Origin of the sequence: Sphingomonas panaciterrae (assembly GCF_036890205.1) — a bacterium.
Lineage (GTDB): Bacteria > Pseudomonadota > Alphaproteobacteria > Sphingomonadales > Sphingomonadaceae > Sphingomonas > Sphingomonas panaciterrae.
Map to the genome: position 1 here is coordinate 630,910 of NZ_JAKNQR010000002.1, position 16,698 is coordinate 647,607.

Below are 16,698 nucleotides of genomic sequence, written 5' to 3' on the forward strand. Positions count from 1 at the left end.
GCGCGGCCGCGGCGGACCGGCACCTCAGGCACGATCCGTCCGCACGCCCCTGCGCGAAACTCGCCGGCGCTCCCAGGTCGGCGCAGTGGGGAGCCCCCTTCCCCCAACGGAGTTTGTCGTGGCCGCAGTTCTCAACGCCTATGAAGCCCTGATTGCCGCCGGGGAGTTGCGGCCCGATCCCGAACAGGCCGCCGCGGCGGCGCGGCTCGACTCGCTGGCCGTCGAGCTCGAACATCCCCGCACCACCGGCTTCTTCCGCAAGAAAGTGATTCCGCCGCGCGGCATCTACATGTGGGGCGACGTCGGCCGCGGCAAATCCATGCTGATGGACCTGTTCTTCGCCAACGTGAACGTCGCCCGAAAGCGCCGCGTCCATTTCGGCGAGTTCATGCTGGAGGTGCACGGCCGGATCGCGGCGGAGCGACGCAAGGAGGCGGGCGACCCGATCCTTCCCGTAGCCGGCGCGCTGGCAGAGGAAGCGCAATTGCTCGCCTTTGACGAGATGATCGTCAACAATTCGCCCGACGCGATGATCCTCTCGCGCCTGTTCACTGCGATGATCGAGGCGGGGGTGACGGTGGTGACGACGAGCAACCGCGTCCCTACCGACCTCTACAAGAACGGCCTCAACCGCGAGCATTTCCTGCCCTTCATCGCCTTGATCCAGGAGCGGCTTGACGTGCTAGCGCTCAACGGCCCGGTCGATTACCGCCGCGATCGCTTGGGCCAGCAAAACACCTGGCTCGTGCCCAACGGGCCGGAGGCGACGGCGCAACTGTCGGCAGCGTTCTTCCGCCTCACCGACTATCCGCCCGAAGATCGCGACCACGTGCCCAGCGAGGACCTCATCGTTCAGGGCCGCTCGCTGCGCGTCCCAAAATCGCTGAAGGGCGTCGCCGTCTTCAGCTTCAAGAAGCTGTGCGGCGAAGCGCGCGGCAGCGCCGACTATCTAGCCATCGCGCGCCGCTTCCACACCGTGATCCTCGTCGGCATCCCCGTCCTCGGCCCGGAGAACCGAAACGAGGCCGCACGCTTCGTCAGCCTGATCGACGCGCTCTACGAATATAAGGTGAAGCTCCTCGCCGCGGCGGATGCGGAACCCGCCGATCTCTACCCCGTTGGCGACGGACGGTTCGAATTTCAGCGCACCGTCAGCCGGCTCGAGGAAATGCGATCCGAGGACTATCTGGCACAAGGCCACGGCGCCGAGTGACAGCCTTATTGCTATTGCGAACGCTTATCTATTAAAAGCGTCCTATGCGCCTTTAGTGGCTTGTGCCGACCGACCAAAGGGCGTACCCGACCTCTCCAATCACGACCTCACGTTACGGAAAGGGATTGGATGGCCCGCAAGAAGATCGCGCTGATTGGCGCCGGCAATATCGGCGGCACGCTCGCGCACCTCGCTGCCCTCAAGGGGCTTGGCGACATCGTTCTGTTCGACGTGGTCGAAGGCGTACCGCAGGGCAAGGCGCTCGACCTGTCGCAGTGCGGCCCGGTCGAAGGGTTCGACGCCAAGATCATCGGCTCGAACGACTATAAGGACATCGCTGGCGCCGACGTGATCATCGTCACCGCCGGTGTCGCCCGCAAGCCGGGCATGAGCCGCGACGACCTGCTCGGCATCAACCTGAAGGTGATGAAGGCGGTCGGCGAAGGCATTCGCGACAATGCGCCCGACGCATTCGTCATCTGCATCACCAACCCGCTCGACGCGATGGTCTGGGCGCTGCGCGAATTCTCCGGCCTGCCGCACAACAAGGTGGTCGGCATGGCGGGCGTGCTCGACTCGGCGCGCTTCAGCCACTTCCTCGCCGACGAGTTCAAGGTGTCGGTGAAGGACGTGAACACCTTCGTACTCGGCGGCCACGGCGACACGATGGTCCCGGTGCTCGAATATTCGACCGTCTCCGGCATCCCGGTCAGCGACCTGATCGAGATGGGCTTCTCCACCAAGGAGAAGGTCGACGAGATCGTGAAGCGCACCCGCGGCGGTGGCGGCGAGATCGTTGCCCTGCTGAAGACCGGCTCGGCCTATTACGCGCCCGCCACCAGCGGCATCGCGATGGCAGAGGCCTATCTCTATGACCAGAAGCGCATCCTGCCGGCCGCAGCACACCTGACCGGCCAGTATGGCATCGACGACCTGTACGTCGGCGTCCCGGTCGTGATCGGTGCCGGCGGCGTCGAGAAGATCGTCGAGGTGAAGCTGTCGGACGAAGCCAAGGGCAACCTTCAGGTGTCGGTCGACGCGGTCAAGGAACTGCTCGTCGCCTGCAAGGGCATCGACGAGAGCCTGGCATAACGCCGGATTGAATACCCGGTGCGCGCCGGCATCCGGCCGCGCGCGCCGGGTTGAGTGATTGGAGAGCCAATGAGCATTCTCGTCGACAAGAATACCAAGGTCATCACGCAGGGCATGACCGGTAACACCGGCAGCTTCCACACCCAGGCGGCGCTCGACTACGGCACGCAGATGGTCGCCGGCGTCACCCCGGGCAAGGGTGGTGGCACCCACCTCGGCCTGCCGCTGTTCGACACCGTCGCGGAGGCAGTGGAGAAGACCGGCGCCGACGCCAGCGTGATCTACGTCCCGCCGCCCTTCGCTGCGGATTCGATCCTTGAGGCGATCGACGCCGAAGTGCCGCTGATCGTGTGCATTACCGAGGGTATTCCGGTGCTCGACATGGTGCGCGTGAAGCGTGCGCTGACGGGCTCCAAGTCGCGCCTCATCGGCCCGAACTGCCCGGGCGTGCTGACGCCGGGTGAGTGCAAGATCGGCATCATGCCAGGCAACATCTTCAAAAAGGGCTCGGTCGGCGTCGTCTCGCGCTCCGGCACGCTGACCTATGAGGCGGTGTTCCAGACCTCGAACGCCGGCTTGGGCCAGACCACCGCGGTCGGCATCGGCGGCGACCCGGTCAACGGCACGAACTTCATCGACGTGCTCGAGCTCTTCCTCGCTGACGATGCGACCGAATCCATCATCATGATCGGTGAAATCGGCGGCAGCGCCGAGGAAGAGGCAGCCCAGTTCCTGCGCGACGAAGCGAAGCGTGGCCGCAAGAAGCCGATGGCCGGCTTCATCGCGGGCCGTACGGCGCCTCCGGGCCGCCGCATGGGTCACGCCGGCGCGATCGTCTCGGGCGGTCAGGGCGGCGCCGAGGACAAGATTGCGGCGATGGAAGCTGCCGGCATCAAGGTGGCGGCAAGCCCGAGCGAGCTCGGCTCCACGCTGCTGTCGGTGCTGAAGGGTTGATTGGACACCCCCTCCCCGCCGGGGAGGGGATATTAAGTCGAGGCAAGTCGTTGCCTAGACGAAGATGGAGAGGGGTCGTGCAGGCCAGTGCCTGCCGAGGTCAGTGACCCCTGCCCCTCTCCCGGCTTGGACGTGCCCGCTCGGGCGTCGTCCGCGCGACCCTCTCCCTCTGCCGGAGGGAAGGGAGTGGAGTTGGTGATGGGCTACGAAGGTCAGGATTTCTTGGACGTTGCCGGCGGCGTATCGCCGGCGTTCATTGACGCGCTCTACACGCGCTACAAGGCCTCGCCCGACAGCGTCGAGCCCGGCTGGCGCGGCTTCTTCGAAGGGCTGGAAAGCGGCACGTCCGGTCCCAGCTGGCGCAACGATCGCTGGCCGCTCACCACCACCGACGATCTGACCGCGGCGCTCGACCCGACCCAGATGGAGCCCGCGCCCAAGCCCGCCAAGGGTGGCAAGCCCGCCCCGGCCGCGGCCGCTCCGGCAGCCGCCGCGCCGTCGCAGGACGAGATCGTCCGCGCGGCAGGCGATGCGATCCGCGCCCAGCTGCTGGTGCGCACCTATCGCGTGCGCGGCCACCTGGCGGCCAATCTCGACCCGCTCGGCCTCAACACCCAGCGCGAGCTGCCGGCCGATCTGCGCACCGAATATCACGGCTTCACCGACGCCGACATCGACCGCCCCGTCTATCTCGGCGGCACGATGGGCCTGCAATGGGCCACCATCCGTGAGCTCGTGAACATCCTGCGTGCCAATTACTGCGGCAACGTCGGCCTTGAATACATGCACATCGCCGATGTCGAGGAGCGCCGCTTCCTCCAGGAGCGTATGGAGGGCAAGGACAAGGCGATCGAATTCACGCCGCAGGGCAAGAAGGCGATCCTGAACAAGGTCATCGAGGCCGAGCAGTGGGAGAAATTCCTCGGCCGCAAGTACGTCGGCACGAAGCGTTTCGGCCTCGACGGCGGTGAATCGATGATTCCGGCGCTCGAAAGCGTCATCAAGTACGGCGGCGCGGCCGGCGTGAACGAGATCGTGTTCGGCATGGCCCACCGCGGCCGCCTGAACGTGCTCGCCAACGTCATGGGCAAGCCGCTGCGCGTCATCTTCCACGAATTCGCCGGCGGCTCGGCCAACCCGGACGATATCGGCGGCTCGGGCGACGTGAAATATCACCTCGGCACCTCCACCGACCGCGAGTTCGACGGTGTGAAGGTCCACATGTCGCTCGTCGCCAACCCGTCGCACCTCGAGGCGGCGGATCCGGTGGTGCTGGGCAAGGTGCGCGCGATCCAGACGATCGCCGGCGACCTTACCGATCATACCAAGTCGCTGCCCGTGCTGATCCACGGCGACGCGGCCTTCGCCGGCCAGGGTATCGTCTGGGAATGCCTCGGCTTCTCGGGCATCCGCGGTTACAACACCGGCGGCTGCGTCCACTTCGTCATCAACAACCAGATCGGCTTCACGACGAGCCCGCAGTTCGCGCGCTCCTCGCCCTATCCGTCGGACGTTGCGAAGGGCGTCCAGGCGCCGGTCTTCCACGTCAACGGCGACGATCCCGAGGCGGTCACCTTCGCCACCAAGATGGCGATCGAATTCCGGCAGAAGTTCCACCGCGATGTCGTGATCGACATGTGGTGCTACCGCCGCTTCGGCCACAACGAGGGCGACGAGCCGGGCTTCACCCAGCCGCTGATGTACAAGGCGATCCGCAACCACCCGCCCGTCAGCGAGATCTACGGCAAGCGCCTGATCGAGCAGAAGGTCGTCGACCAGGCGTGGATGGACGAGAACGTCAAGCAGTTCACCACGCTGCTTGAGGGCGAGTTCGAGGCGGGCGCCAGCTACAAGCCGAACAAGGCGGACTGGTTTGCCGGTCGCTGGTCGGGCCTGTCGGTTCCGGCCGACCCCGAGACGGCGCGGCGCAGCTTCGACACCGGGATCGAACAGAAACTGTTCGATTCGATCGGGCGCACGCTGACCACGGTTCCCGAGGACCTCGCGATCCACAAGACGCTGGCCCGTGTGATCGATGCCAAGCGCAACATGTTCGCGACCGGCGAGAATTTCGACTGGGCGACCGGCGAGGCCTTGGCCTTCGGTTCGTTGCTGTCGGAGGGCTTCGGCGTTCGCCTCTCGGGTCAGGATTCGGGCCGCGGCACCTTCTCGCAGCGCCATGCCGTCTGGGTCGACCAGAATGACGAGCACAAATACGTGCCGCTGTGGAACATCGAACATGGCCGGTTCGAGGTGCTCGACAGCCCCTTGAGCGAATATGGCGTGCTCGGCTTCGAATATGGCTATGCGCTTGCCGATCCGAAGACGCTGGTGCTGTGGGAGGCGCAGTTCGGCGACTTCGTCAACGGCGCTCAGATCATGATCGACCAGTTCATCGCCAGCGGTGAGGCCAAGTGGCTTCGTGCCAACGGCCTGGTGATGCTGCTGCCGCACGGCTACGAAGGTCAGGGTCCGGAGCATAGCTCGGCACGGCCGGAGCGGTTCCTGCAGCTGTGTGCGCAGGACAATATCCAGGTCGCGAACTGCACCACCCCGGCGAACTATTTCCACCTGCTTCGCCGGCAGATGCACCGCAGCTTCCGCAAGCCGCTGATCATCTTCACGCCCAAGTCGCTGCTGCGCCACAAGCTGGCGGTGTCGAGCCGCGCGGACTTCGTCGGTGACTCGCACTTCCGCCGCATCCTCTCGGACACGAACGGCGCGGCGGACGAGGCGACGAAGCGGCTGGTGCTGTGCACCGGCAAGGTCGCCTATGACCTGATCGAGGCGCGCGACGCGGCTGGTGACGAGAATACGCAGATCGTCCGCATCGAGCAGCTCTACCCCTTCCCAACCGAGGCGCTGGCGAAGCGCATCGCGCGGATGCCCAACCTCGAGGACGTGGTCTGGGCGCAGGAAGAGCCGCGCAACAACGGCTATTGGTTCTTCGTCGAGCCGTTCATCGAGGACGCGCTGGCCGAGGCCGGCTGCGCGATCAAGCGCGCCCGCTATGCGGGCCGTGCGGCGGCGGCGTCGCCGGCAACCGGCCTGATGAAGCGCCACCAGGCGGAACAGGGCGCGTTGATCGCCGACGCACTCGGCCACAGCGTGCGCGAGGAAATCCGCCGCACCCGCTCGGCCGAGACCACCAAGAAGGCTGGCAAGGCGGCGAGCTGAGCGCATGGTGCCGGCGCCATCGGGCGCCGGTGCACGAAACGTTGATCAAGCGGCGCGGGTAGCAACACCCGCTCGCAACAGGGCCCCGGCAAAAGGCGGGGTGGAAGGAAACGGGAATGGCAACCGAAGTTCTGGTCCCAACGCTGGGCGAATCGATCACCGAAGCAACGCTGGGCGAGTGGCTGAAGCAGCCGGGCGACAAGGTCGCCGCCGATGAGCCGATCGCCAGCCTCGAAACCGACAAGGTGTCGGTCGAGGTGCCGAGCCCGGTCGCCGGCATCATGGGCCAGCATGCGGTCGCCGTCGGCGACACCGTACAGGTCGGCGCGATGCTCGCGACGGTCGAGGCCGGCGATGGTGCGCCCGCGGCCGAAAGCGCCCAGCAACCGGCCGTGACTCAGGCCCCGGCGGCTGAACAGCCTGCGCCGGCGGCCGGCGGTTACGGCAACCATGGCGCCACCCCGGTCGACAGCAACGCCCCCGCCGCGCTCAGCCCGTCGGTCCGCCGCGCGGTGCTGGAGCATGGCGTTGATCCTGCAACGATCAAGGGCACCGGCCGCGACGGCCGCATCACCAAGGAAGACGTCGCAACCGCCGCGTCCTCGCGTCCGGCCGCCGCTCCCGCCCCCGCCGCTGCGCCGACCCCGTCGGTCGCGGCCGCCGGTGGCCGCAAGGAAGAGCGCGTGCGCATGACGCGCCTGCGCCAGACGATCGCCAAGCGCCTGAAGGACGCGCAGAACACCGCAGCAATGCTGACGACGTTCAACGACGTCGACATGACCGCGGTGATCGAGGCACGCGCCAAGTACAAGGATCTGTTCGAAAAGAAGCACGGCGTCCGCCTTGGCTTCATGGGCTTCTTCGTGAAGGCCGCGACGATGGCGCTGAAGGACATCCCGTCCGTCAACGCCTCGATCGAGGGCGATGAGATCGTCTATCACGATTATGCCGACATCTCGGTCGCGGTGTCCTCGCCGGGCGGCCTCGTCGTGCCGGTGATCCGCGATGCGCAGGACCTGTCGGTTGCGGGCATCGAGAAGACGATCGGCGATTTCGGCAAGCGCGCCAAGGAAGGCACGCTCAAGATGGACGAGATGAAGGGCGGCACCTTCACCATCTCCAACGGCGGCGTGTTCGGCTCGCTGATGTCGACCCCGATCATCAACCCGCCACAGTCGGCCGTGCTTGGCCTGCACCGTATCGAGGATCGCCCCGTGGTTCGCGACGGCCAGGTCGTCGTCCGCCCGATGATGTATCTCGCGCTCAGCTACGATCACCGCCTGATCGACGGCCGCGAGGCGGTGACGTTCCTCGTCGCGCTCAAGAATGCGATCGAGGATCCGACCCGTATCCTGATCGACCTGTAATCCGTATTCTCCCGCCGGTAGGATGCCGGCGGGAGATACGATTATGCCGGGGATGATGATGCGCCGCTTGTTGCCTTTCGCCGCGTTGGCGCTTCTGATCGCCCCGGCCGCCGCCGCCCAGCAGCAGCGCGGCCCGATGACCGAGCCCGGCGCGATCGAGCGGCTAAAACCCGGCCAGTTCTTCTGGGCGCCGCAGATCGCGCCCGCCGGCCCGGTCACGATGATCGTCAGCCTGAAGACGCAGCGCGCCTATGTGTACCGCAACGGCGTGCCGATTGGGGTGACCACGATCTCTTCGGGCAAGCCGGGGCATACCACCCCCACCGGCGTGTTCACGATCTTGCAGAAGAAGGTGGACCACAAGTCCAACCTCTACAACAACGCCCCGATGCCCTACATGCAGCGGCTGACCTGGGACGGGATCGCGCTGCACGCCGGCGCCCTCCCCGGCTATCCTGCCAGCCACGGTTGCGTCCGCCTGCCCATGGCCTTTGCCAAGCTGCTTTACGGCGTGACCAGCCTGGGGCTGACCGTGGTGATCACCAACGAAAGCCTGGTACCCGAAGTGGCGCCGGCGGCCAGCCCGGTGCCCTCCGCCCCGTCCGATGGGCACAGCAACAATGCCGCCTTCAGCTGGACTCCCGAGGTTTCGCCGACGGGGCCTGTGTCGATCATCGTCAGCGGGCGTGATCGCCGCATCGTGGTGCTGCGCAACGGCAAGCAGATCGGCTCTGCGCCTGTGATGCTCGACGTCCCCGTCGCCAATACCGAGGCGTTCACGCTGCGCGCCGTCGATGCCGATGGTGCCCATTGGATGCGCCTGCCGCTGCCGGACGGCTCTGGAAAGGATGGCGGTGAGTTGACCGCGGACGAGCGGACCAAGGGGCACGTGCCAGACGAATTTCGGCAGAAACTGGAAGGGATCCTCGCCCCCGGCGCCACCATGCTGGTGACGCGCGAAACGCTTGCGACCAGCGGGACCGGTAGCAAGCTTGCGGTTCTGGTGACCGACTCCAAATAAGGGGACGCTACCCTCCTCATGCGCGCCGTCCTGGCGCAGGAAGCTCCCGGGATCTCCATGCAGCCGATCATTTCGATCAAGGGCCTTCAGAAGACATATGCATCCGGTCACCGCGCGCTGAAGGGTGTCGATCTCGACATAAGGCGCGGTGAGATCTTCGCGCTGCTTGGGCCGAACGGCGCGGGCAAGACAACCATGATCGGCGCCATCTGCGGCCTGGTGAACGCCACCGGCGGCAGCGTGACCGTCGACGGCTATGACAATGTGCGCGACTATCGGGAGGCCCGCGCGCGCATCGGCCTTGTCCCGCAGGAGCTGAATACCGACCAGTTCGAGTCCGTTCGCGCGACGGTGGCGTTCAGCCGCGGCCTCTTCGGACGGCCGAGGAATCCCGCACTGGTCGAACAGGTGCTGCGCGACCTGTCGCTTTGGGACAAGCGCGACAACGAGATTCGCGAGCTGTCCGGCGGCATGAAGCGGCGCGTGATGATCGCGAAGGCGCTGGCGCACGAACCCGACATCCTGTTTCTCGATGAGCCGACCGCTGGCGTCGATGTCGAGCTTCGCCGCGACATGTGGGCGATGGTTCGCAAACTTCGTGATCGCGGCGTCACCATCATCCTCACCACCCATTATATCGAGGAGGCCGAGGAGATGGCCGACCGCGTCGGCGTGATCATTGGCGGCGAGCTGATCCTGGTCGAAGAAACATCGGTGCTGATGAAGAAGCTGGGGCGCAAGGAATTGATCGTTCAACTCGCCGAGCCGCTTCCCGCAATCCCGCCCGAACTCGCCGACTGGCATCTCGAGCTGACGGCGGAGGGACGTGAGCTGCGCTACGTCTTCGATCGTCACGCGGAGCGTACCGGCGTTCCTTCCCTGCTCGGCCGTCTGCGCGATCTCGGCATCAACTTCTCCGACCTCAGCACCCATCAAAGCTCGCTCGAGGAAATATTCGTGGACCTCGTTCATGGAAGGCGCGCGGCATGAAGGCGCCCCGTTTCAACGCCGCCGGCGTCTGGGCCCTCTATCGGTTCGAGATGCACCGCTTCCGGCGAACGCTGTGGACCGGCCTTGCCGTCCCTGTCATCACCACGACCCTGTATTTCGTCGTGTTCGGCTCGGCGATCGGCTCTCGAATGACCGAGGTGGGCAGCATCCCCTACGGCAGCTTCATCGTGCCGGGCCTCATGATGCTGTCGCTGTTTCAGGAAAGCACCTTCAACGGCGCCTTTGGCATCCACATGCCCCGGTTCACCGGCACGATCTATGAGCTGCTCTCCGCCCCCATGTCCGCGTTCGAAACCGTGCTGGGCTATGTCGGGGCGGCAGCGACCAAGGCGTTGATGGTCGCATTGGTGATCCTGCTGACCGCCAACCTCTTTGTCGACGTTGAGATCGCGCATCCCGTCATCATGCTGGCCTATCTGGTGCTGGTCGCCTGCGCCTTTTCGTTGTTCGGCTTCGTGCTGGGTATCTGGGCAAAGGGATTCGAGCAGTTGCAGGTGATCCCGCTGCTGATCGTTACGCCGCTCACCTTCCTCGGCGGCGCCTTCTATTCGCTCGACATGCTGCCGGAGCCATGGCGCACAGTGTCGCTGTTCAACCCGATCGCCTATCTGATCAACGGCTTCCGCTGGACCTTCTTCGGGCAGGCGGATGTGTCGCCGCTGGCAAGCCTCGCGGTGACGGCGGCGTTCTTCGCCGTCTGCCTCACCGCCGTATGGTGGATCTTCCGCACCGGCTATCGCCTGAAGAACTGACGCGGGGGGCATTGCGCCGGCGGGCGCGGGCGGCAAGAAGCATCTGATCTTCAGGAGATTTCGATGCGTCGCACGCTTGCCCTCATGCTTCTTCCCTTGCTTCCTGTCGTTGCGGCCGTTCCCGCCGCCGCCCAGGCGCCGGTTGCGGCGCAGCCGGGCGCGAAGGACGCCGCGCTGCTTCAGTTCCTTGACGCTGCCTTCGACGCCCAGCTCGCGCTCAGCCCGGAATCGCAGACCCACCTCGGGTTCAAGACCAACTACGACAAGCTCGACGATTATACGGACGCGGCGAACGTAAGGCGGCGCGACCTGGCGGAGCAGCAGCTCAAGGAGATGCGCGCCCGCTTCAAGCCGGAGCAACTGGGTGAAAGCGCGCGGGTCAGCTACCGCCTGTTCGAACATCAGGTGGAGCGGGATCGGGAATCCTTCCGCTTCCGCAACCTGCGCTTCCCAGTGTCGACCAACGGCAGCCCCGCGGGTGCCATCCCCGTCCTGCTGATCAACAATCACAAAGTCGACAGTGTCGCCGATGCCCAGGCGTATATCGCCCGCCTCCGCGAGACGGAGCGCGTGATGCGCGAAGTGACGGCGACGATGCGCAAGCAGGCGGCGGCCGGCATCATCCCCAACAAGGTCAATTTCGCCCCTGCCCGCGCCGACGCGCGCAAGGTCGTCACCGGCGCGCCGTTCGACGGTGGCGCCGACTCCACGGTGATGGCGGATTTCCGCAAGAAGGTCGCTGCGCTCGATGCTCCGGCAGCGACGAAGCAGAAGCTGCTGTCCGATGCCAGCGCTGCGCTGACCGGCCCGTTCAAGCGCGGCTATGACATGCTGTTCGTCGCACTGGACGAGATCGAGCCGCTGTCGAAGGGGAATTTCGGCGCCTGGAACCTCCCCGACGGCGCAGCTTACTATAACGATCGCCTGAAGGGTTCGACCACCACCAGCCTCACCGCCGATCAGATCCACGACATCGGCCTGCAGCAGGTCGCCGCGATCCGGCAGGAGATGGAGGCGATCAAGAAGCAGGTCGGCTTCACCGGCACGCTGGAAGAATTCTTCAACCACATCCGCACCGATCCGAAGTTCAAATATCCGAACACCGACGCCGGTCGTGAGCAATATCTGGCCGACGCGCGCAAGATCATTGCCTCGGTGATGGAGGTCGCGCCGCGCTACTTCCGCGTCCTGCCCAAGGCACCGCTGGAGGTGCGCGCGGTCGAGAAATGGCGCGAGGGCACTGCCTCCACCGCCTTCTACAACCCGCCCTCGGCCGACGGGTCGCGGCCCGGCATCTACTACGTCAATCTGGTCGACATGAACCAGACGCAGAAGGTTCAGGTCGCCGGCATCTCGGTGCATGAGGGCGCGCCGGGCCATCACTTCCAGATCGCGCGCCAGCAGGAGCTGACCGGCCTTCCCAAGTTCCGCAAGTTCGGCGGCTTTGGCGCCTATATGGAAGGCTGGGGCCTCTACACCGAGCGGCTCGGCGACGAGATGGGCGTCATCACCGATCCCTATGATCGCTTCGGCATGCTGTCGCTTCAGGTCTGGCGCGCGATCCGGCTGGTGCTCGACACCGGCATTCACTCGAAGCGTTGGACGCGCGAGCAGGCGATTGCCTATTTCAAGGCGAACAGCTCGGTCTCCGACACCGACATCGCACGCGAGGTGGACCGCTACTTCAACTGGCCGGGCCAGGCGACCAGCTACATGGTCGGCCAGCTGAAAATCGCTGAACTGCGCCGCAAGGCAGAGCGGGAGCTTGGCGACAAGTTCGACATCCGCGATTTCCATGAGGCCGTGCTGAGCCAAGGCGCGCTTCCGCTCGATCTGCTCGAGGCGCAGGTCAACGCCTATATCGCTGCCGCCCGCACCTGACGATTGATCCGCCGCCGCGTGCCCGTGACGCGGCGGCGGACCATTGGTATCTGTCGACGGGACATCACTCGTTCAGCTTCTGTCACGCTGGCTCCGGCTAAGGCGTCTGCATCCACATCGACCGACATAAGCGCCGCGGATGATAATCGCGGTGCCAAGGGAGTTTATTTCTTGACGAAAAAGCACATTCTTCTTGCTGCCGCCGGGTCTCTTGTCGTGTTCGGCACCCCCGCGCTCAGCCGCGGTACGCAGGGCCAGTCGCAGACCGCGCCCGCTGCCGCTTCGGCAAACGCACCCGCAGCGCCGGCCGCCGCCGCCGAAAGCTATGGCGCCTGGGGCTTCGACATTGCCGGCATGGACCGCAAGGCGCGCCCCGGCGATGACTGGTTCCGCTTCGTCAATGGCAGCTGGGTCGACAAGACTGAGATCCCGGCGGATCGCTCCTCCTACGGCGCCTTCGCGGTATTGCGCGACCTGTCGGAACAGCGGCTGCGCACCCTGCTCGAAAGCTATCGCGCCGACGACGCTGCCAACCCTGATCGGATGAAGGCGGCGATCCTCTATCGCGGCTTCATGGACGAGGCCGCCGCTGAAAAGCTGGATGCGAAGCCGCTGGTTCAGCGCCTCGCCGCGATCAAGGCGGTGAAGGACAAGAACGCCATGGCGACGGTCATGGGCCGCTCGATCGGCGGCTTCGGCGCCAGCTTCTTCGGCCCGGGCGTGTCGGATGACGCGAAGAACCCCGACACCTATGCGCTCTACCTGCGCCAATCGGGCCTCGGCCTTGGAGATCGCGACCTCTACGTCGATCCCAAGTTCCAGTCGCAGGTCGCGCGCTATCGCCAATATGTCGAGCAGATGCTGACCATGGCTGGCTGGCCGAACCCGGAAAAGGCCGCCAACGACGTCGTGGCGATGGAAACCAAGCTCGCGCAGGCGCACTGGACCCGCGCGGAAAGCCGCAACCGCGACAAGACCTACAATCTGATGACGCTGGCCGAGCTCAAGGCGCTGGCGCCCGGCTTCGCCTGGGATCCGTTCTGGCAGGCCGCCGGCATCGGCAAGGCGGAGCGCGTGATCGTCGCGCAGAACACCGCCTTCCCGGGGATCGCAAAGGTCTATGCCGACACCAATCTCGACACGCTGAAGGCGTGGGAGGCCTTCCGCACGGCCGATGCCATCGCGCCGCTCCTGTCGAAGCGCTTCGTGGACGCGCATTTCGACTTCCGCTCGAAGTTCCTGAACGGCCAGCCGCAGCAGCGCGAAAGGTGGAAGCGCGCAGTCGCCTTTGCCGAAAACGGCATCGGTGAGGGCATTGGCCGCGATTACGTCGCGCTCTACTTCCCGCCTGAATCCAAGGCGAAAATGGACACGCTGGTCTCCAACCTGCGTGGCACCTTTGCCGGTCGCATCCGCAATCTCGACTGGATGAGCCCGCAGACCAAGCAGGAAGCGCTCAAGAAGCTGGAAGGCTTCAGCGTCAAGGTCGGCTATCCCAGCAAGTGGCGCGATTATTCCGCCCTGCGCATCGTTCCGGGTGACCTCGTCGGCAATGCCGAGCGGGCCGCGCGGTTCGAATGGGATTACCGCCGCAACCGCATCGCGCTGCCGGTGGACAAGGCCGAATGGGGCATGACCCCGCAGACGGTGAACGCCTATTACAACTCAGTGAAGAACGAGATCGTCTTCCCCGCCGCGATCCTCCAGCCGCCGTTCTTCGATCCCAAGGCGGATGACGCGATCAATTATGGCGGCATCGGCGGCGTGATCGGTCACGAGATCATCCACGGCTTCGACGATCAGGGCCGCAAGTCGGACGGCGCCGGCGTGCTGCGCGACTGGTGGACCGCGGACGACGCGCGCAAGTTCGAGGCGCAGGCCGCTCGCTATGGCGCGCAGTACGAGGCTTATGAGTTCGAGGGCCTGCCCGGCCTGCGCATCAACGCCAAGGCGTCGATGGGCGAGAATATTGCCGATCTCGGCGGCGTGCTAATGGCGCTCGACGCTTATCATGCCTCGCTGGGCGGCAAGCCGGCGCCGGTGCTTGACGGGTTCACTGGGGAGCAGCGCTTCTTCCTCGGCTGGGGCCAGGTCTGGCGCACCTTGTTCCGCAACGAGGCACTTCGCCAGCAGCTCGTCAGCGATCCGCACGCACCGGGCCAGATCCGCGCGGTCAATCCGCTGCGCAACATCGACGCCTGGTATGCCGCGTGGAAGATCACGCCCGACCAGAAGCAATATGTCGCCCCCGGCGACCGCGTTCGCATCTGGTAAGACGTCGCTGATCGGGTGCCTGCCCCCGTTCTGCCGCTATGCGGTGGGACGGGGGCAGCCCCCCTTCCCCATAGCGCGCGATGTCGCGCTACTCCGGGCTTTACGCGCGCGCCCGACAACCTTATCGCGCCATCCGCTTCGTGACCCATGTGTCCAAGCCCACGCTGTCCGGCCTCTTTCGGGTTTCCGGCCGACACGTCCAATTCGAGCCCGCATCAGGAGAAATCTATGGCGTGGCTGATTCTGGCTGTTGCCGTCGTGACCGAAATCATCTGGGCCTTGAGCCTGAAATGGGCCGCCATGCAGGCCAGCCTTGCCGCTTCGGCGATCCCGATTGCGCTCAGCTTCGTGAACATGGGCCTGCTCGCGCTGGCGATGCGAGGCCTGCCCGCGGGCACCGCTTACGCCGTGTGGACCGGGCTTGGCGCCGTCGGCGTCACCATCTTCGGCACGCTGATCTTCAATGAAAAGGTCAACGCGGTGCAGATCGCCTTTATCGCGCTGATCATTATCGGCGTGGTCGGAACCAAGGCCTTTGCCGACAGCTGATCGCCCGGCGACACTTTCATCTACGCGAGGCACTTGTGCAGCCGATCTACACCTTCATCAGCCATGACGACTTCGTTGCCGACATTCGGGCGCTGGCGACAGCGCTCGCGATGTCGACCGACTGGCAGCCGACGCTCATTGTCGGCATCGGCCGCGGCGGCCTGGTGCCGGCCGTCTACCTCAGCCACGCTACCGGCCTTCCCATGGCATCCTACGATCTGTCCGCGCAAACCCCGCAGGCGGGCGATGATCTGCTGACCCGCCTCGCCGCTCGCACCCGTGATGGCGAACGCTTGCTGTTCGTCGACGACATCAACGACACCGGCCGCACGCTCGGACTGCTGCGCACCTGGGTAGACGAGGCCGGCGCTCAGCCCGGCTCGGTCCGTTTCGCCACTCTGCTCGACAATGAAGTGTCCGCTCAACAGGTGTCCTACCGCGCCCGCGTCATCGACCGCCGCGTGGTCAAGGACTGGTTCGTCTTCCCGTGGGAAGCGGTCGCCACCGCAGACGCAATCGCACAGGATGCCGCCGAGATACCCGAACGCACCAGCTGAAGCTCTCTGGCATCCGGCCTGCGGCACCAGTCGCGGCGCTCGCATCCCTTCGCTCCCCTGCGCGTTTGGGCGGCATTGCGGCATCGAAAGGACCGGGAATGGCGATCTTCAACAAGGACATGATCGAACTCGCGACCAAGAACGACCTGTGGCAGAAGGAGGTCTATCGCGATCGCAAGATCCAGGTCGTGCTGATGAGCATTCCCGCCGGCGAGGAAATCGGCCTCGAAACGCACCCTGCCGACCAGACCACCTTCATCGTCACCGGCGAGGCGCAGGTCACCGTGGACGGCCACCGGACCAAGGCGACCGCGAACCACATGGTGGTCATCCCCAAGGGCGCGGAGCATAATATCATCAACAAGGGCAGCGGCGCGCTGAAACTGTTCTCGGTCTACGCGCCTCCCGCCGAACCGGAGGGCGCCGCCTTCAAGACCAAGGCGGAAGCGGAAGAGGCTGAAAAGGGCCTCCTCGCCAAGGCCGCCGACAAGGTAAAGGAAGCCGTCGGCCGCTGATCCGCATGCAACGGCGTCGCCTTCGATCCAGCGGCGCCGTTCACCCGTCACACCGTTTCGCCGAACCAACGCTCAGGGCTCTACTACCCCACCGCCCAACCTCCTTCTGTGGCTTCCACGCCCGTCCGCCAACTGGACTCATTCCGCCACGAAGTCAGCGGATCCACGTTGACGACCCACCCCGAACCGTGGCACTTGCTCGCCCGTCGCGAGGCAGTTCCAGACTGCGGACGCGATCAGGCATCAGCGGTCAGCCGCTGGTCACGCGGGTGTAGCTCAATGGTAGAGCAGAAGCTTCCCAAGCTTACGACGAGGGTTCGATTCCCTTCACCCGC

Annotated in this window: 13 protein-coding genes and 1 tRNA gene; all 14 read left to right on the forward strand. The window is 65.4% G+C overall.

What is annotated here, in order from left to right; all coding sequences use genetic code 11:
• Positions 1-118: 118 nt before the first annotated feature.
• The 14 genes from zapE (at position 119) to L8F96_RS10075 (ending at position 16,698) form a co-directional block, all read left to right on the forward strand.
• A complete protein-coding gene (gene zapE, locus L8F96_RS10010) occupies positions 119-1,213 on the forward strand; it encodes a cell division protein ZapE (protein WP_334655905.1) in 1,095 nt (364 codons plus the stop codon).
• A gap of 129 nt (positions 1,214-1,342) precedes the next feature.
• Positions 1,343-2,305 (forward strand): malate dehydrogenase, encoded by a 963-nt coding sequence (gene mdh / locus L8F96_RS10015; protein WP_046411380.1) that lies wholly within the window; start codon positions 1,343-1,345, stop codon positions 2,303-2,305.
• Between the two features lie 69 nt (positions 2,306-2,374).
• A complete protein-coding gene (gene sucD / locus L8F96_RS10020) occupies positions 2,375-3,259 on the forward strand; it encodes a succinate--CoA ligase subunit alpha (RefSeq protein WP_046411381.1) in 885 nt (294 codons plus the stop codon).
• A 198-nt stretch (positions 3,260-3,457) separates the two neighbouring features.
• Positions 3,458-6,436 (forward strand): 2-oxoglutarate dehydrogenase E1 component, encoded by a 2,979-nt coding sequence (locus L8F96_RS10025; RefSeq protein ID WP_082103183.1) that lies wholly within the window; start codon positions 3,458-3,460, stop codon positions 6,434-6,436.
• Positions 6,437-6,552: 116 nt separating this feature from the next.
• Positions 6,553-7,803, forward strand: coding sequence for a 2-oxoglutarate dehydrogenase complex dihydrolipoyllysine-residue succinyltransferase (odhB, locus tag L8F96_RS10030; protein ID WP_046411382.1), 1,251 nt, complete (start codon positions 6,553-6,555; stop codon positions 7,801-7,803).
• A gap of 58 nt (positions 7,804-7,861) precedes the next feature.
• Positions 7,862-8,824 carry a L,D-transpeptidase gene (locus L8F96_RS10035; protein WP_241212521.1) on the forward strand — a complete coding sequence of 321 codons (963 nt, stop codon included), beginning with the start codon at positions 7,862-7,864 and terminating at the stop codon, positions 8,822-8,824.
• Positions 8,825-8,881: 57 nt separating this feature from the next.
• The gene (locus L8F96_RS10040) at positions 8,882-9,814 is read left to right on the forward strand and encodes an ABC transporter ATP-binding protein (protein ID WP_046411384.1); all 933 of its coding nucleotides are present in this window, start codon (positions 8,882-8,884) and stop codon (positions 9,812-9,814) included.
• Positions 9,811-10,587, forward strand: coding sequence for an ABC transporter permease (locus tag L8F96_RS10045; RefSeq protein WP_125944747.1), 777 nt, complete (start codon positions 9,811-9,813; stop codon positions 10,585-10,587). Before L8F96_RS10040 ends, L8F96_RS10045 begins: the two co-directional genes overlap by 4 nt.
• A gap of 63 nt (positions 10,588-10,650) precedes the next feature.
• Entirely contained in the window at positions 10,651-12,468 is a 1,818-nt protein-coding gene (locus L8F96_RS10050) for a DUF885 domain-containing protein (RefSeq protein WP_197075586.1), read from the forward strand.
• A gap of 171 nt (positions 12,469-12,639) precedes the next feature.
• A complete protein-coding gene (locus L8F96_RS10055) occupies positions 12,640-14,742 on the forward strand; it encodes a M13 family metallopeptidase (RefSeq protein WP_334655906.1) in 2,103 nt (700 codons plus the stop codon).
• Positions 14,743-14,970: 228 nt separating this feature from the next.
• The gene (locus L8F96_RS10060) at positions 14,971-15,291 is read left to right on the forward strand and encodes a DMT family transporter (protein ID WP_125944749.1); all 321 of its coding nucleotides are present in this window, start codon (positions 14,971-14,973) and stop codon (positions 15,289-15,291) included.
• Positions 15,292-15,326: 35 nt separating this feature from the next.
• Positions 15,327-15,848: a phosphoribosyltransferase gene (locus tag L8F96_RS10065; RefSeq protein WP_046411393.1), complete on the forward strand. Its 522-nt coding sequence runs from the start codon at positions 15,327-15,329 to the stop codon at positions 15,846-15,848.
• Between the two features lie 98 nt (positions 15,849-15,946).
• Positions 15,947-16,363: a cupin domain-containing protein gene (locus L8F96_RS10070; RefSeq protein ID WP_125944750.1), complete on the forward strand. Its 417-nt coding sequence runs from the start codon at positions 15,947-15,949 to the stop codon at positions 16,361-16,363.
• Positions 16,364-16,628: 265 nt separating this feature from the next.
• Positions 16,629-16,698 (forward strand) — tRNA-Gly (locus tag L8F96_RS10075).